Annotated in this window: 17 protein-coding genes; 4 read left to right on the forward strand and 13 right to left on the reverse strand. The window is 40.7% G+C overall.

Translation table 11 applies throughout. From position 1 onward, the window contains the following. Positions 1-70 precede the first annotated feature (70 nt). Positions 71-484: a DUF6290 family protein gene (locus tag GC56T2_RS17355; RefSeq protein WP_255516159.1), complete on the forward strand. Its 414-nt coding sequence runs from the start codon at positions 71-73 to the stop codon at positions 482-484. A gap of 69 nt (positions 485-553) precedes the next feature. On the opposite strand, the gene GC56T2_RS17360 is transcribed toward GC56T2_RS17355, so the two are convergent. The 4 genes from GC56T2_RS17360 to GC56T2_RS17375 all read right to left on the reverse strand — a co-directional run bounded on the left by GC56T2_RS17360 (position 554) and on the right by GC56T2_RS17375 (position 2948). Next, a protein-coding gene (locus GC56T2_RS17360; protein WP_015374552.1) for an IS630-like element ISBs2 family transposase occupies positions 554-1598 on the reverse strand; the annotation gives its coding sequence in 2 pieces (ribosomal slippage) (positions 554-1093 and positions 1095-1598; 1044 coding nt in all). Between the two features lie 86 nt (positions 1599-1684). Further along, on the reverse strand, positions 1685-1948 hold the full coding sequence (locus GC56T2_RS17365; protein ID WP_052523787.1) for a hypothetical protein: 264 nt from the start codon (positions 1946-1948) through the stop codon (positions 1685-1687). A 50-nt stretch (positions 1949-1998) separates the two neighbouring features. Further along, positions 1999-2205: a hypothetical protein gene (locus GC56T2_RS17370; protein WP_144977482.1), complete on the reverse strand. Its 207-nt coding sequence runs from the start codon at positions 2203-2205 to the stop codon at positions 1999-2001. A gap of 11 nt (positions 2206-2216) precedes the next feature. Then, on the reverse strand, positions 2217-2948 hold the full coding sequence (locus tag GC56T2_RS17375; RefSeq protein WP_144977486.1) for a hypothetical protein: 732 nt from the start codon (positions 2946-2948) through the stop codon (positions 2217-2219). A gap of 430 nt (positions 2949-3378) precedes the next feature. Here GC56T2_RS17375 and GC56T2_RS17380 point away from each other — a divergent pair, with 430 nt between their 5' ends. The 3 genes from GC56T2_RS17380 to GC56T2_RS17390 all read left to right on the forward strand — a co-directional run bounded on the left by GC56T2_RS17380 (position 3379) and on the right by GC56T2_RS17390 (position 5493). Next, positions 3379-3819: a JAB domain-containing protein gene (locus GC56T2_RS17380; protein WP_075261696.1), complete on the forward strand. Its 441-nt coding sequence runs from the start codon at positions 3379-3381 to the stop codon at positions 3817-3819. Positions 3820-4010: 191 nt separating this feature from the next. Then, on the forward strand, positions 4011-4502 hold the full coding sequence (locus tag GC56T2_RS17385; protein ID WP_012301104.1) for a hypothetical protein: 492 nt from the start codon (positions 4011-4013) through the stop codon (positions 4500-4502). Between the two features lie 478 nt (positions 4503-4980). Further along, a complete protein-coding gene (locus GC56T2_RS17390) occupies positions 4981-5493 on the forward strand; it encodes a hypothetical protein (RefSeq protein ID WP_231578624.1) in 513 nt (170 codons plus the stop codon). 19 nt (positions 5494-5512) lie between these two features. Here the strand turns inward: GC56T2_RS17390 and GC56T2_RS17395 are convergent, their stop codons facing one another. The 9 genes from GC56T2_RS17395 to GC56T2_RS17945 form a co-directional block, all read right to left on the reverse strand. Next, entirely contained in the window at positions 5513-7024 is a 1512-nt protein-coding gene (locus GC56T2_RS17395) for a hypothetical protein (protein WP_044736717.1), read from the reverse strand. Positions 7025-7037: 13 nt separating this feature from the next. Next, complete coding sequence (locus tag GC56T2_RS17400; RefSeq protein WP_255516160.1) at positions 7038-7697, reverse strand: hypothetical protein; 660 nt, start codon at positions 7695-7697, stop codon at positions 7038-7040. Between the two features lie 21 nt (positions 7698-7718). Beyond that, a complete protein-coding gene (locus GC56T2_RS17405) occupies positions 7719-8762 on the reverse strand; it encodes a conjugal transfer protein TrbL family protein (protein ID WP_044736715.1) in 1044 nt (347 codons plus the stop codon). Next, positions 8755-9021, reverse strand: a complete 267-nt coding sequence (locus GC56T2_RS17410) for a hypothetical protein (RefSeq protein WP_044736714.1) — start codon at positions 9019-9021, stop codon at positions 8755-8757. The genes GC56T2_RS17405 and GC56T2_RS17410 overlap by 8 nt, the downstream gene beginning before the upstream one ends. A gap of 20 nt (positions 9022-9041) precedes the next feature. Then, positions 9042-9590 (reverse strand): hypothetical protein, encoded by a 549-nt coding sequence (locus GC56T2_RS17415; protein ID WP_044736713.1) that lies wholly within the window; start codon positions 9588-9590, stop codon positions 9042-9044. Further along, complete coding sequence (locus tag GC56T2_RS17420) at positions 9587-10615, reverse strand: peptidoglycan DD-metalloendopeptidase family protein (RefSeq protein WP_044736712.1); 1029 nt, start codon at positions 10613-10615, stop codon at positions 9587-9589. Before GC56T2_RS17420 ends, GC56T2_RS17415 begins: the two co-directional genes overlap by 4 nt. Further along, positions 10612-12465, reverse strand: coding sequence for a VirB4 family type IV secretion system protein (locus GC56T2_RS17425; RefSeq protein ID WP_044736711.1), 1854 nt, complete (start codon positions 12463-12465; stop codon positions 10612-10614). The genes GC56T2_RS17420 and GC56T2_RS17425 overlap by 4 nt, the downstream gene beginning before the upstream one ends. A gap of 16 nt (positions 12466-12481) precedes the next feature. Next, the gene (locus GC56T2_RS17430) at positions 12482-13528 is read right to left on the reverse strand and encodes a hypothetical protein (RefSeq protein WP_044736710.1); all 1047 of its coding nucleotides are present in this window, start codon (positions 13526-13528) and stop codon (positions 12482-12484) included. Between the two features lie 12 nt (positions 13529-13540). Further along, positions 13541-13781, reverse strand: a 241-nt coding sequence (locus tag GC56T2_RS17945) for a hypothetical protein (protein WP_255516161.1), incomplete at its 5' end; no start/stop codon positions are given.

Below are 13781 nucleotides of genomic sequence, written 5' to 3' on the forward strand. Positions count from 1 at the left end.
AAAAATGTTGAATTAGTGAAAGTCTGGAGGTATAATAAACACAAATAGTGTCGGACAAAAAATAGAGGTGATGGCGATGATGGAAGGAAGATGCTATGAGCGGCACGATTTTCAGGTTCTCGTCCTTCAGGAATTCGGCAAGCGGCGCCCTCGGTCCCCAGAGGAAACAAAGAGGCTGCAGGAAGAGTACCTCCGGCTTCTTGAAGAAATTCCCCGAATGTGGGAAGAATTCGTAGAGAAACATAAAAACATTTATGAGCGGTTCGGATACCTCGATGTTGTCGTCCATGATGATCTGCGCGTCGAACGCAAAAAGCTCCAACGTGGACGCCCAAAAGAAGAAAAGTCCAAGTCATATCGCATTACCGTGCGCTTGGACGACGAGCTTTACGAACTTCTCCATAAATACTGTCAGACAAAAAACATGTCGGAGTCGGAGGCGGTGCGGCAACTCATATCGGAATTGAAGTGGAAGCGTTTCTAACGCTCTTATTTTTTGCAATCATTGATTGAAGGAATCTATAAAATAACGTATATAAGTTGAATTAAAGATTTACAACTGAACACACAAACGATCGATCGTTTGTTCTGGTTTCTGGTTGATTCGCTGAATAAAGGCTTGGACATTCTTTCTAATTTCTTGCACACTCGAATAGAACACGTTGTAAATCACGTCTGATTTCAGCCATTTCCATAGCCCTTCAATCAAGTTCAATTGCGGACTGTATGGTGGCAAAAAGACGAGCTCTAACCGATCTTCGTGTTCTTTTAAAAATGGCTGAATGAGTTTGGCATGGTGAATTCGAGCGTTATCTAAAATCATCACTATTTTGCCTGTGGGATAGCGTTCTAACACAAGTTGAAGAAATCGAAGAAATGTTTCCGCGTCATAGCGTTCTTCTTCGATGCAAAACACTTCCCCTGTTTCGTAGTTCAACGTGCCAATCAGCTTCAGCCCTTGATGTTTTCCAAACGTCGGAATGATTCGTTGTTTTCCTTTGACAAACCATGTTTTTTGAATCGCTTGGTAATCACGAATCATCGACTCATCTTGAAAGAGGACATGGGCGATGTTCCCATCTACCAGTTTTTTTTACTTCAGGGAAGGTGATTTCGACGAATTCTTTTTGTTTCTCTTCATCGGCATTGGCTAGTGTATAGGTCGGTTTCGTATAGCTTAGCCCTAACCGATGCAGAATGTCACTTGTTCCGCGAAGCGTGTATGTTGGCCCCCACTTTTGTTGAATGAGTTCAGCGATTATCGCAAGCGTCCAATTATATTTTGCTTCGAATCCCACATCTACGGGGAGCTGATGTTCAATGATCAAAGCCAGCTCTTTTTCCTGCTCAGGGGTCAATCGACGTGGGGCGCCAGGTGAGTATTTCATCTCCAGTCCATCAAGACCGCGCTGGGCGTAGGCATGAATATAGTTATAAATAGTTTTCTTGGATCGACCAATAATCGTTGCGATTTCTCCTTTGGTATATCCCTGCAAATGAAGATAAATCGCTTGGTAGCGTTCATATGCTCGTTTACTTTTTGCTTCTTTCATGGCAGTGGACAACTTTTCGATCTCGTCTTTGTGATTTGGCATCATATTTTCTCTCCGTTCCCCTATTTTCTCTTTGTATTTATTCGCCGTGGAACGGGAGAAAACCTTTATTTCAATTTATATAGAATAAATCATATAAACAAAAGAAGAAACTCTTTATCTGTCCATATCTTTTTGTTAAAAAAATGTCTAAGTAGTTCAAATTTTATTGAGTCGGGCTCCAATAAATCACCTTTTTTATCCTTATAACTATCTGGGTCTTCCGAATAATCTTTGTAATATACAGAAAGAAATAATTTTAATGTTCCCTCTACTAAAGCTCCAAGATTAGCCCAAGCGAGAATTAAGTCGCCTTTCTCCGCCCCTTGTAAGGGAGGTTTATCCCATCTTTTCATGGAAAAGTTCCATGAGCAATTTTTGCTCTCCACCCGGGCATGAAAATGACTCATCGGGGCGCATGCATTTTCACGGAATAAGATAAAGACACCTGCCAATCTAATCTAGATTTGCTTAATAAATTAGCAGCCTCAACAGGAGCCCATCCAATAACACTTGACCAAAATCTATTTAAATGCTCATTAAGTTCAATGATTTTCTCAACAGCTTCCAAGTAGCTTAACTTATCAATTTTATTTATTGGTATGATATCCATAACACCAAACCTCACTTTTGATTATTGGAATTAAGTCTTTTTGCATCAAATAAGAATTGTGAATATATAACACTATCAGCTGCCTTTCTCATTCTTATTGATCTGCTTAGGAGCAACCAACTTGATAAAATTGGAAATAAAGAAAAAATAATAATCTTTATTAAATAGCCACCGGATATACAATTCCGAATCCAATCCAATATTGATGTTGTTATTAGGTAAAGTACTCCAAGGGCAAGTAAAAAAGCTGTACTCCTTAAGAAATCTGCTAAGGCGATAAACATATCATGTTTGGTTTCTTTTCTTTCAACTAGTGCGTAGCAATAGTTCTTCAGACCAAATTCAGAGCCTGTAATTTCATTTTTTTTATATTTATCCAATTTTGATCTTAGCTCTTTACCTATTTCTGCACCATATATTTTTTCTACTTCAGATATTATTTCTAATTGCTTTGTATCTGAGTAATCTAGGAATTTATCAACTGGCTTACCTTTTGAAAAAAAAGCTTTATCAAATGTCCACTTTGAAATACTGTATGCAATATGACCAAAAATAAATGACATTATTAGAAGTACTAAAATGAGTAAGGTTGAGGAAAAATTATGAAGTTTAGATATTAAATCTAACGTATTGGGGAATATCTTATTTGCGATAAAAATAAAATAACCTACCATTATTGCTCCAGGAAAAAGTACGGCGACGTGATCATAAAAATTGAATGGGATATTATTAGCGTTCTGCAACATCGACCCCCCAATCTAGTTTTTATGCAAGTGAATTATATTTAATACGATTATCAATTTTCAATATTAAGGATTGAAAAAGTTTGTCTTGGTGCATTTTTAGGCCGTTGCATTAAAAAATGCAACAGGCTAAAAATGCGTTTTATTTTTTACCTCCTTCCCAAGTACGCTCCTTCCTTTGCCTCACCCCATTATAATTTTTGCTTGTTAGGCGCGTAAAGGGTCTGCGCTCTTCGGACGGCTTGGGGAAGCCAAGTCGGCTAACCAAGCCTAAAAAGCATCGCTTTTAAGGCTTGCTAAGTCATTGGGCTTCCCACAAGCCGTCAACGAATCGCTTGATACTTCGTATGCTCCACTTCGTTCCGCACCCTTCTACCCGCCTTCGCGCAAAAATTCCCCCACCGGCAAACAAAGAAAGGAGTGTTCAACCATGGAAAAAATCTACGAAATCCAACGCATCAAACAAATCGTTCAGGAGGTGGAAGAGCGATACAAAATCCGTTGTCCGGAGGATGCAGCAAAAGTGGCAGCACACTTCATCGGCGACGACGACAGAGAAGTGTTCTTAGTCATGTGCCTCAATACCAAAAACGAAGTCGTTGCCGTTCATCGCTGCCATATCGGTTCACTCAACTCATCCATCGTTCACCCAAGAGAAGTCTTTAAGGCAGCAATCCTCAATAACTCAGCTAGCATCATCGTCGCACATCAGCATCCAAGTGGTGACGTCACTCCATCGAGAGAGGATGTTGAAATGACAAAACGGCTAGCAGAAGCCGGAAGGATACTAGGGATTGAAGTTCTCGATCACCTAGTCATCAACTACAAAGCAGAATACACTTCCCTCAAAGAAAGAGGATTCTTTTCCTGAAGGAAGGTTTTCCTCCTTCCTTCTTCTTTTTCTTTCTTCCCCTTTCTCCATTTTTGAATAGCATCGAGCTTTTCAAAAATGGGCTGTTTTAAAGCGTTGCAATAAAACAGCCATTTATTTTAGGGAAAATGTTGTGATATACAACATTTTATGCTATTATTGTAGTAACTTACAACAAAGAGGTGGATTAAATGAAAAATACTACACAAAAGATCATCAATCAATTTCCTCAATTAAAACCTTTACTGGATGAATCCAATAAAGAAGTATTGAAAACTTCCTCGACATTAAGTGAGTTAGAAAAGACATTTTTGCAATTGGCTCGATTCTTTGAAAAACCGAATGAGGAAGCATTCTCGCTCCAATTACTATATCAGCACCTTGAAGATGAATGGCTGGAATTTGCGTTGCAACTAATCGTGGAGTTTTTCAGAAACGAAACGTATTTGATTAAAAACCCTAACTTCTCGATCATTAGAGACTCCCAGGACTACTACACCCAAAGTGATTTTGCGCGCTATCTAGAGGATAAAGGAATTCATTTCCCCCAAAACAAGATTGCTGTCTATCGCAAAAGAGGAAAGTTTCCAAAGGAAGACTTAGTAGTAGCCGGAACGCCATACTGGTCAAAATATACCGTTGAAAGCTTTGCCAAGCATTTATTGGAGCAACAGAAGAAATGATCAGGGAAAAAATATAGCAAAATTTTGATTGAACAAAAGGGGATACGTTTTAAAAGCCATAAATGCCCTATAGAGACGCTTTTTCTCTTCCGAATATAAAACCATTACTTTGCAATTGAAGACGCGTTATACGCCAATCTGAGAAGCCGTTTTTTTAAGGGGGGCTGAAAAATAAAAAAGAGAGCGAAATACCCTCTTCGCCCTTTTGCCTTCCGGGTTCTAAAACAACGCAAGCCGACTAACCTTCTTGGCCGGCAGGACACCCGAACCTTTCCGGCCAGAAGGATAAGTCGGCGAGCCAAACCGTCAAGGGGCAAAAAACTTTTTCCTTTGATGAAAAGAATGTAGGAAAAACTTTTTTGCTGAAACCCTTGACTGTTTGGCTATGCGTGTTTTGCGCTTCTCCATGCCAAAAGGGCGAAATTGATCCCCCTTTGGGGAACTAAACCAATTCGGAATGCAAAAGGAGGAAGAACGAATGAGAGATATGAAAACTTGCCCATACTGCGGAAGTGGAGTGCAAAATCACCATCATCATTATTATTGTGGTTTTTGCAAAATGAAGCTTGATCGAAGCGAAGTCCAGGAGAACGGGAAAAGAAAAAATCTCCTGCCTCAACAGCAGCCCACGATCGAAGACGCCAAAAAACCAACTCCTGAACTGATGAAACTATCCACTGTCGAATTACTTTGCCTTTTAAAATTGGCACGAAAAGAACGATCAGATACGTACAACAATCGGTACATCTTTATCCAGGCGCTGAAGCAAGGAGCAAAGGAATTTTCCGATGCGGAACAGTATACCTTTAAAGAGTATGAATACTGGACACGAAAATGCTTTGTCATCGAAAACCTCATTCGTGAACGAATCGGATTCATCCCTAAGAAAATCAATAAAGAGTTTATTCAAAATATGATACAACGGATGCAGCAACCCGTGAAAGACATGAACATCCAGCCTCCCAAAAAAGAAGTGGAGAGGGTGAAATGATCGCCCCTCTCCACTTTTTTTAGATGTTGTTGATCGCTGCTTCCAGTTGCTTAATCTGTTCATTCAGTTTTTTCACTTGTTCATCACGTTTTTTCGCGTCTTTTTCATTTTTTTGCACCTGTTGCACCTGCATTTTCAAATCCTCGACTTGTTTTTTCTTCATCTCGAAATCCTGGACTTTCTGGCTCAATTCAGGAGATTCCGCAGCCAATTTTTTAGCTTCATCCATTCTTCCCAAATGAAGATATGCGCTTAATAATTGGTTTTCCCGTCTGTCGGTCATTTTCACTTTGTCTTTTAATCGGACTACATCTTCCCATTTCTTATCTAAAAAAGCGACCTCGAAATTAACAACTGGATTATCAACTTTACTTTGCAGCGTTCGTAGATCGTCGTACTTTTGATTACTAACTAAGTCGTTCACGACTTTTTCTGCATATTCCGGCTTCAGCTTAATGGCTTTTTCGGGCTGTCCTGTCTCTTCATATAGACTCAACATCACTTTTTGGTCTTTCTTGCTCAGATTATCAAATCCCAATCGCTCCAATTGATCTAACGCTTTTTGTTTGTCTCCCGTAATTGCCTGCCGGTAAATACCGATGAGCTTGTTAGATGGAATGACTTCTGTCTGTTCTTGTTTAGCTTTTGCTTCTTCAGGTTTGGAAAAATCAAATGCCCCTGTTGAGTTTCCAATGAGAATGACAAAAGCGAGTGCCGAAGCAGAAAGATACACGTATTTATTATCCCAAAAAGACTTTTTCTTTTCATATGGTGCCGGAAGATTCGATTTTTTCTTGGAGAAACGCCAGACTGGCTGTTCAACAGTAGCAGCCGTTTCTTTTTTCGCGTTCCACTTTTCTTTAAAGGCCGTAAGGACGTTGGATTTCGGCTGCTCTTTTTTCTCCTGTTCTAACTGACGTTCAATTTCCAAAATCGTATCTTCTACAACTCTCCCAATTTCACTAACGGATTTTCCGTGCAAAATGTTTTCCGCAAAACGGATGACGATCTCCCGTTGATCGATGAAATCAATCCGTCTTGGTTTCCCCAACACACGATGAAGCGTCGTCAAAGCCAGGATAATCGTTTCTTTTAGTCCGTCCACTACATCTTGCGATACATGAATCGGATGTTTATCAAATCCAAAGATGAACGTTTTAATTTTTCCGTCCGTCAAGTCTACAAGAAGGCTATTTTTATCCCACAAAACTGGTGTCTGTTCAATATTTTTCGCCATTTCCACCAGCGAACGAAGATAGTATAACTGTTCCTCAAACGGGAACTGCCGAATATAATGAAAAGCTTTCATTTCCTCCAACTGGAACGTGAAACAGAAGCGATTTCGTACTACTTCTAAATTGTTGGCAAACAAGTAATACGGGGAGTCCATTAGTTCTTTTCCTTTTCTTCGATATGCCTCTTCCAATTCATCTAGTTCACTGGCCTCTGTATACGCAATCGGTATGAAATACCGAAGTTCGTTTTGTTCCACTTCAACCTCACCGTATTTATTGATCGGAAATTGTTGCATGATCTCACCTCACTCATTGAATATTCAGCTCTTCTTTGACTTCTTGTTCTATCTCCTTACGGTTGTACTCGTCATAATAGGCGTCCTCATCTTTTTTCTCCAAGTCTACGCTGTTCAACATTGGCGCGTCCAAAATATAAATTTCTCCGTCTGTTGTTTTAACAAATCGGATGACAGAATCATGTTTTACCCCTTTAGCCGATATATAAGAGATAGGTAAATTTAGCTCATGAACATCTAAATACGTATAATAAATCTCTCTGAAGTTATCACCTAATTGGAAACGATCTCGACGAAGAATTAATTTACTATTTTCTTTCGTACGTTCAACGAATAATGTATATTGCGGGTTTGCAAAAGCAGATTCTGGATGGATTAATTTTTGTTTACGAGCTTTTTGGCTCAACTCTTTATGAACTTTATTGTTATCTTCATCGCTAAAAATAGAACGCCCGTGAAACTCAGTGAGAAGAACAATAAATTTTTCGGCTTTTTCCTTTGCGATCTGACGATCTTTTCGTGTGAAGACGCTTTTTGCTTTTTCTTTCGAATTGTCTTCTTTCGCCTTTGTTTTTTCCTCTACCTTCGTACTTTGTACTTCTTTTTGATCGTTCTGACAACCAAACAGGAACATCAATGAAACAGCCGTGCCGATTATCATCCATTTTTTCATGTCTATCATCCTCCTTAGCGTCTAGCGTCTCATGGCTACTCTGGCGATGGTTTTCGCTCCTGACATTACAGAACGTGCTGAACCGGTGCTGAATCCCCATTGACCTAAAAGGGATGGCAACGTCACAGCAAGAATGAAAAAGGCGGTTCCGATAAACAAATTCGTTGTGTCACCGAAATACTGCGGTCTCTCAAAAAAGCGTTGCAGCCCAATGGCTGTCGCAATCAACTGCAAGGCCAGCGTGAGAAACGCGCTGATGAATTGCTTGAGCCAGAAATCAAAGAAGTTAAAAGTATCATTGACTTTCGTCACGATGGCGATTGGACCGACAATATACAAAATCGCAACGAGGGCGATGCGATAGAAAAACTGTAGCGCTAGAACCACCAGAATGATTCCGATGACTAAAACAGCGATGAAAGCAAATACCCCAGGAGACAGTAAAATATTAGAGATCATATTTGTTACCATATCCTCAGTTTGAATTGTATCGATAATTTCGGTCATAAGTTTTTCTTGAAAGTTCAAAATCCAATGAACGATGGATTCATACAAGAACAGGAACACACAGATCACAAAGATGCTTACGAGCTTTTCGTTCATGACAATCGGGCCGTCATCCGCATCCGCCATGCGAAGGCTCATGATTTTTGTCATACTAAATACAATGAAGATCGCCAATACCGTTTTTGACAACGTGAACAATCCGTCCTGGTATCTTTCATACAACGGATTCTGAATGATGTCTGTTGGAGAAATGACCGTCTTTTTCATGATTTCTTTAATGAATTCCAACGCTGAAACTCCTGTTTCAAAGATAAATTTATAGATATGGCATGTTACTTCAAATCTCCCACATTCAATCGTTTGACTGTTTGGATCATAGTTTTTTAAAATCTCAATATAAGCACTTGACGATCTATTCTCATCATCTAAATTTCCTGGCTCTTCAAAAAATGTTTTGTTATCTTCATAAAAATCCCCCTTTTTCGCGAAACTTGCTGTTGGAAAGATCACCAAGGACAACAGAAACGCAACGACTAGGACTCGAACAAATTTAGCCAAAGATTCTCCCCCCGATCTCTAGCAAAAGTAAAATGAAGATAAATAAGATAACCGTCCACCCTACCGTCAATCGATATTGATACTCCCGAATTTCTTCTTCCGTCATTTCTGTGCGATACGTAAGGAAAAACTCTCTTTTCTTTCGTTCCACCGGCTTTTCATACAGCTTAAGTACAAAAGAGAAAAAACGATCGTAGACAGCGAGTATTTTTTGCGTGATCTCGTATATCTGTCTACGCCGTTCCGGCGTCAGTTTCACTTTTCCTCTCCCCCTTTTCTTTAATTTGTTTGACCGGCTTTCCGCAGCGCTTCTTCAGCTTGTTTCCGCAACATTTCGTCCCGGCTGTCTTCAAGCAAAGCCATATCTATATGATCGACTTTCCACTCCCCAGCGTCTTTCACCCAATGAGAGTTGACCGTTAATGTATGAATGTAGTCATCCCCGTATTTATTAGGATCTCCTGTTTCATAGCGAATCTGTACAATGGCATACGATTCCGCCTCATCATCTTTATTTTTCTGCTTTTTTGTGAACAGCTGATGAATTTTGAATTCGTTTATTTTCGCCATGTTTTTTTCTGTTGGTTCTCCATACTCTTTCAGGCCAGCTTCATATCGCGCCAGTTGTTCTCCGGTCAGATACTTTTTATGTTTCCCATAAACCAACGCTTCGATAAAATCCTCTGATCGTTGATTCAGCTTTTCGATATCTTGATACTTCTCAATCTTTTCCTTTGCTTCCTGAAGGTCCGTATACAAGAGGAAGCTAAAGCTTCCTGCAATCAATAGAAGAACGATTAACACAAGGTTAGTAACGGTGATTCTCATTCATCTTCCTCCTTCTTTGCTGGCTGGAAGTACGTCATTGGGTCTACTCTTTCACCATAGATGCCGCCTAGCTGAACCTCAAAATGCAAGTGGTATCCCGTTGAGGAACCGGTTGTTCCGCAAGTACCGATCTTCTGTCCTTTCTGCACCGTGTCTCCTACGTCTACATCCACATGTTCCATGTGGCCGTACAAGGTGAATTTATCGCCGTGGCTGATAATGACATGGTGTCCGTATCCGCCACCATATCCGGACTTCACGGACACTACAATTTGCCCCCCGTCAGCTGCATAAATTGCATCACCTCGCGAACAAGCGAAGTCTGTTCCCTTGTGGAATTCCGTTCCGCCTCCGAACGGATCACTCCGATATCCAAAATTGGACGTGATGCTCATCGAACCGGTAGGCAGCGCGAATTCTCCTGTCCCCATGACTTCGCAGTTCATCGAGAGGCCGCCTAGTTCATTTGCAATCTTGGTGACCACCGAAACCCAGTTTCTGTTCAAATTTGTCGGGTCATTATTGGCTCCAATCGGAGCATATTTCGCTCCGATCTGTTGAATCGTCACCAATCCTTGAGATATATAGACCCGATACAGGTTTCCTGCCGTGAAATTGATGCCGTCTTCCAGACTATCAAATACTTTCAGCTTTCCAGTGTTCGGGTCCATAATGCCACCAGGATTGTTTTTGGTTTTAACCGCATTGGATGTTCCATATCCGGTCTCATGAAGCGCAATGGCGATGAGTAGCACGGGATCAATACCGTATTTTTCAGCTGCACTCATGAACACATCTTTTTTTCCAGCAAAAACTCCGGCGTTAGATAACACTTCTTCAATTCTTGCTTCATCCACTTTCCCCTTCGTGCACATCGCCATCCCGCCCGAAATATTAGAGAAGGTTTCTTCCTCTCCGAAAATGGCATTACTTATAGCGCCGATCAGTACAACCACACTTAGTATGCCTATACCCATCCATACAAGTGGTTTGCGAAGAAGAAACCAATAAACGACATCTCTCATAGAACCAACTCGCTTACTTTCTTCCGTTCAAACCATAGTTGTTTTTCAATATCGGTCAACTGCACTTCCAATTTGATTTTTTTCGAGCCGACAAAATAGATGCCCTTACCTGCTTGTTCGTCTTTTCGCCCCTCAACGACCGTTAATGTCGTTCGTTCCTCTTCAGAAAATTGATGTCCAAGTTCTTTCTCCAAGAAGTTGATTTCTACTTCTTGCATCGGCAAATACAAACGTTGAATAGCTTGTGAAATGACAGCTTCCCCATAGTTTCGTTTATCATCTTTTGCAGAAAGGAAGTCTTTGATCGACTGGGTAGCCGGTGTCACTCCGCAGTTAAACGATCGTAAGACTTTCATCATGAAATACACGTATTCCATCGCCAGAGGCACTTTTGGGTCAGCGATAATATGTGCTTCGTCAATGTATACTTGCGTTGGATGCCGGTCGCCGTTTAAAATGTCATAATTTATGTGAGACAATAAATTGAAGTATACTACTCGTTGTGCTTTTTCCCGGTTTTGAAGGTCAAAAATATCATAAGCGACAAGTGGATTCGACACATCCACGTTGGTATGCCCATTGAACACTTTGGCAAACATGCCTTTCGCATAAGCGTGCAACGTGGTATGGAAGTCCCTTACGTGCTCATACTCTTCAGGGTTTGTTTCCTTGATTTCTTCAAGAAAATGATAAAAGTCTTCCATGATCGGAACGTCCGTTAACGTTAGTGCGTTTACGTCTGTTTCTTCCACGATGCCGAACTTGGCATATAGCTCAAGCAATAATTTTGACAAGACATCTTCCTGTAAATCCGTCATCTGCGGATACATGAGGCGGAACATCGTCAACAAGGTACTGATTTTAGCGATCAGTGGATTTCCTTCTTCTGTTCCATGTTGATTCTTTGGAATGTCAAACGGATTGATGATGTTCCCGCCTTTTAAGCTGATTTTCACCCACTCACCGCCAAGTGTACGAAATACCTCCCCGAATTCTCCTTTCGGGTCGATCACAATGATTCTGCGTCCTAACATGTACTTCCGCATCATATCTTGAAAAATATAGGTGGATTTTCCAGAACCGGAAATCCCAATGACAAATTCATGGCGGTTTAACAACAAATCGTCGTCCACGATTACCACATTTCCGGTTGTCATGTTTCTTCCCTTGATGATACCTTTCTCGTCGAAAATCTCATTTTCATGAAACGGAAAGAAATAAGAAACGGCTTCCGCGTTCATCGGGCGATATGTCAAGTCATATACTTTGTTTTTGCCGATTGGCAAGAAGCTATCAAAAGCGTCTTTCATTCTTGTAGTCGGCGTGAGTGTTTTTGCAAATGGCCCGACGATGGCCTTCACTTGTTGAGTCAGCGCATCCAGCTCTTTCAAGTCGTTTGCAACAATGTGAATCAGCATTTGAAACATGAACATTTTTTCGTTCTTGAAACTTAGCTGATGGAGCAACATTCTGGCACTATCGATCTGCGCTTGTGCTTCGGCTTTTCCTGCATCATTGACGTATTTGGAATATAGTTTTTGACTGTTTTGCTTAATGCTCTCCGATAGATGTCTCCGCACTTCTGAAGAATCGTACTCTGTGATATACTGAATGACGCTAATGTTATCACTCAGATCATTTAGACGTTGAACATATTCCTGCACAATAATGGATGAATACTCTACAACAACAAGTGTTCGGGTATAGTTCGTACCCGAACGGACATAACTCTCTTTTTCTTCGATACTGTCAGGAGAAAGCAAATTCAAAATATGTTCATTAGTGTTGTAATACGATTCCTCCAAACTCTCTTCTTTCTTTTTTCGAAAAAAAGGAAGTGTAAGTCTCATTGTCCTTCCCCCTGGCTTAAATGATTTTCTCCGTTACTTCTTTCTCCCATTTCTTTTTCATCTCTCTATATGTCTCTTCTCCCAGTGTGATCGGGAATGTACTTGTTTTGATTTCCGCATTGACTTGTGCATTTTCGTAGTCAACGCAGGTGTAGATGAGATGGAATAACTCTTCGTTGTTTAGGATTTCTGCTTTCAGCTGAAAGCGACCGCCGAGCATATTCTCGATTTGAGAAACAAGGATTTTTGCCTGTCGATCAAGTTCCTCCAAGACACTGTCTCTGTTCTGCACCGTGAATGGTTTGGAAATAATGACATATCGGTTTCGAGATACCATGTTTTTAGACTTTTGAATATCATCGATAAAATCAAGATATCCTTTCGCCAACAATTTTTTCGCTATATCTTGTTCTCGGAATGTCTGCTCTTGGATGAACAGGAAGTAGTTTTTCAAATTGACTGGTTGCGCGATCTGACTGATTTGGATCGTTAGATTTTTTGGAAGGTCGTTGAGGAACGTTTCGTAGGCTTGAAAAATCATGCGTTTCTCTTTGTTATTTAGCAACGAAAGATTAATGCTCGACACTTTGATCACTTTGACTAATCGTTTGTCCGTTGTTTCGTAGCAGTCGGAATAAATGTTAGAAATGCCAAGCTGTTCACGAACATCTTTTTCCTTTTTCTTTCCCATCAGATCACCCTTTGTATATACGAACAATTTTTGACGGTTGTTGTACTTGATGCGCCAAACAATCCGGTGTTCGAAAAACGAAATGTTCTTCCGATCGGGATGTTGAATCGTCAGCAACAGTAAGAACGTTGCCCAGGGCGCAAAGCAGACAATCACGTTTTGCGAATTAATGCCGATTCCCGTTCGATGGATGATATACAGAGCCACAATGCCAGCAATCAATAAAGGAAGGGAGATCAGCACGTCTCGATACCGAATGAACGATAGTAAATACTTTCGTGTATCAACGTTTAAAGGTAGCTCTATCTTCCCCTCTTCCCGCAACTGTTCCCTTCGTTCAGCGATCGACTGTGTTTCATATGCCAAATTCATTCACCCCTCCGATTAGAGGTTGCTTTGGAAGTAGTACACGATCGGGCGAGCAAGCAAGAACACAATCAACCCAGAGATGCACAAAAACAACCCCCGTTTGAACTTTGCTTGATTTTCTTCTCCACCAAATGCCGCCAATAGGCCACAAATAAGAATCCCAATGGCGAACAAAGTGATAAATGTAGACGTAATGTCTCCAAACAAAGAATTCAATAGCCCTCGGAGTTGGTCAAACACAATCATCCCTCTCCTT

This window comes from Geobacillus sp. C56-T2, from assembly GCF_007829715.1.
Lineage (GTDB): Bacteria > Bacillota > Bacilli > Bacillales > Anoxybacillaceae > Geobacillus > Geobacillus icigianus.

Coding starts and splice junctions, on each gene's coding strand:
- GC56T2_RS17355 (WP_255516159.1), top strand. CDS start 71: ATGGCGATGATGGAAGGAAGATGCTATGAGCGGCACGATTTTCAGGTT.
- GC56T2_RS17365 (WP_052523787.1), bottom strand. CDS start 1,948: ATGAAAAGATGGGATAAACCTCCCTTACAAGGGGCGGAGAAAGGCGAC.
- GC56T2_RS17370 (WP_144977482.1), bottom strand. CDS start 2,205: ATGGATATCATACCAATAAATAAAATTGATAAGTTAAGCTACTTGGAA.
- GC56T2_RS17380 (WP_075261696.1), top strand. CDS start 3,379: ATGGAAAAAATCTACGAAATCCAACGCATCAAACAAATCGTTCAGGAG.
- GC56T2_RS17385 (WP_012301104.1), top strand. CDS start 4,011: ATGAAAAATACTACACAAAAGATCATCAATCAATTTCCTCAATTAAAA.
- GC56T2_RS17390 (WP_231578624.1), top strand. CDS start 4,981: ATGAGAGATATGAAAACTTGCCCATACTGCGGAAGTGGAGTGCAAAAT.
- GC56T2_RS17395 (WP_044736717.1), bottom strand. CDS start 7,024: ATGCAACAATTTCCGATCAATAAATACGGTGAGGTTGAAGTGGAACAA.
- GC56T2_RS17400 (WP_255516160.1), bottom strand. CDS start 7,697: ATGAAAAAATGGATGATAATCGGCACGGCTGTTTCATTGATGTTCCTG.
- GC56T2_RS17415 (WP_044736713.1), bottom strand. CDS start 9,590: ATGAGAATCACCGTTACTAACCTTGTGTTAATCGTTCTTCTATTGATT.
- GC56T2_RS17420 (WP_044736712.1), bottom strand. CDS start 10,615: ATGAGAGATGTCGTTTATTGGTTTCTTCTTCGCAAACCACTTGTATGG.
- GC56T2_RS17425 (WP_044736711.1), bottom strand. CDS start 12,465: ATGAGACTTACACTTCCTTTTTTTCGAAAAAAGAAAGAAGAGAGTTTG.
- GC56T2_RS17430 (WP_044736710.1), bottom strand. CDS start 13,528: ATGAATTTGGCATATGAAACACAGTCGATCGCTGAACGAAGGGAACAG.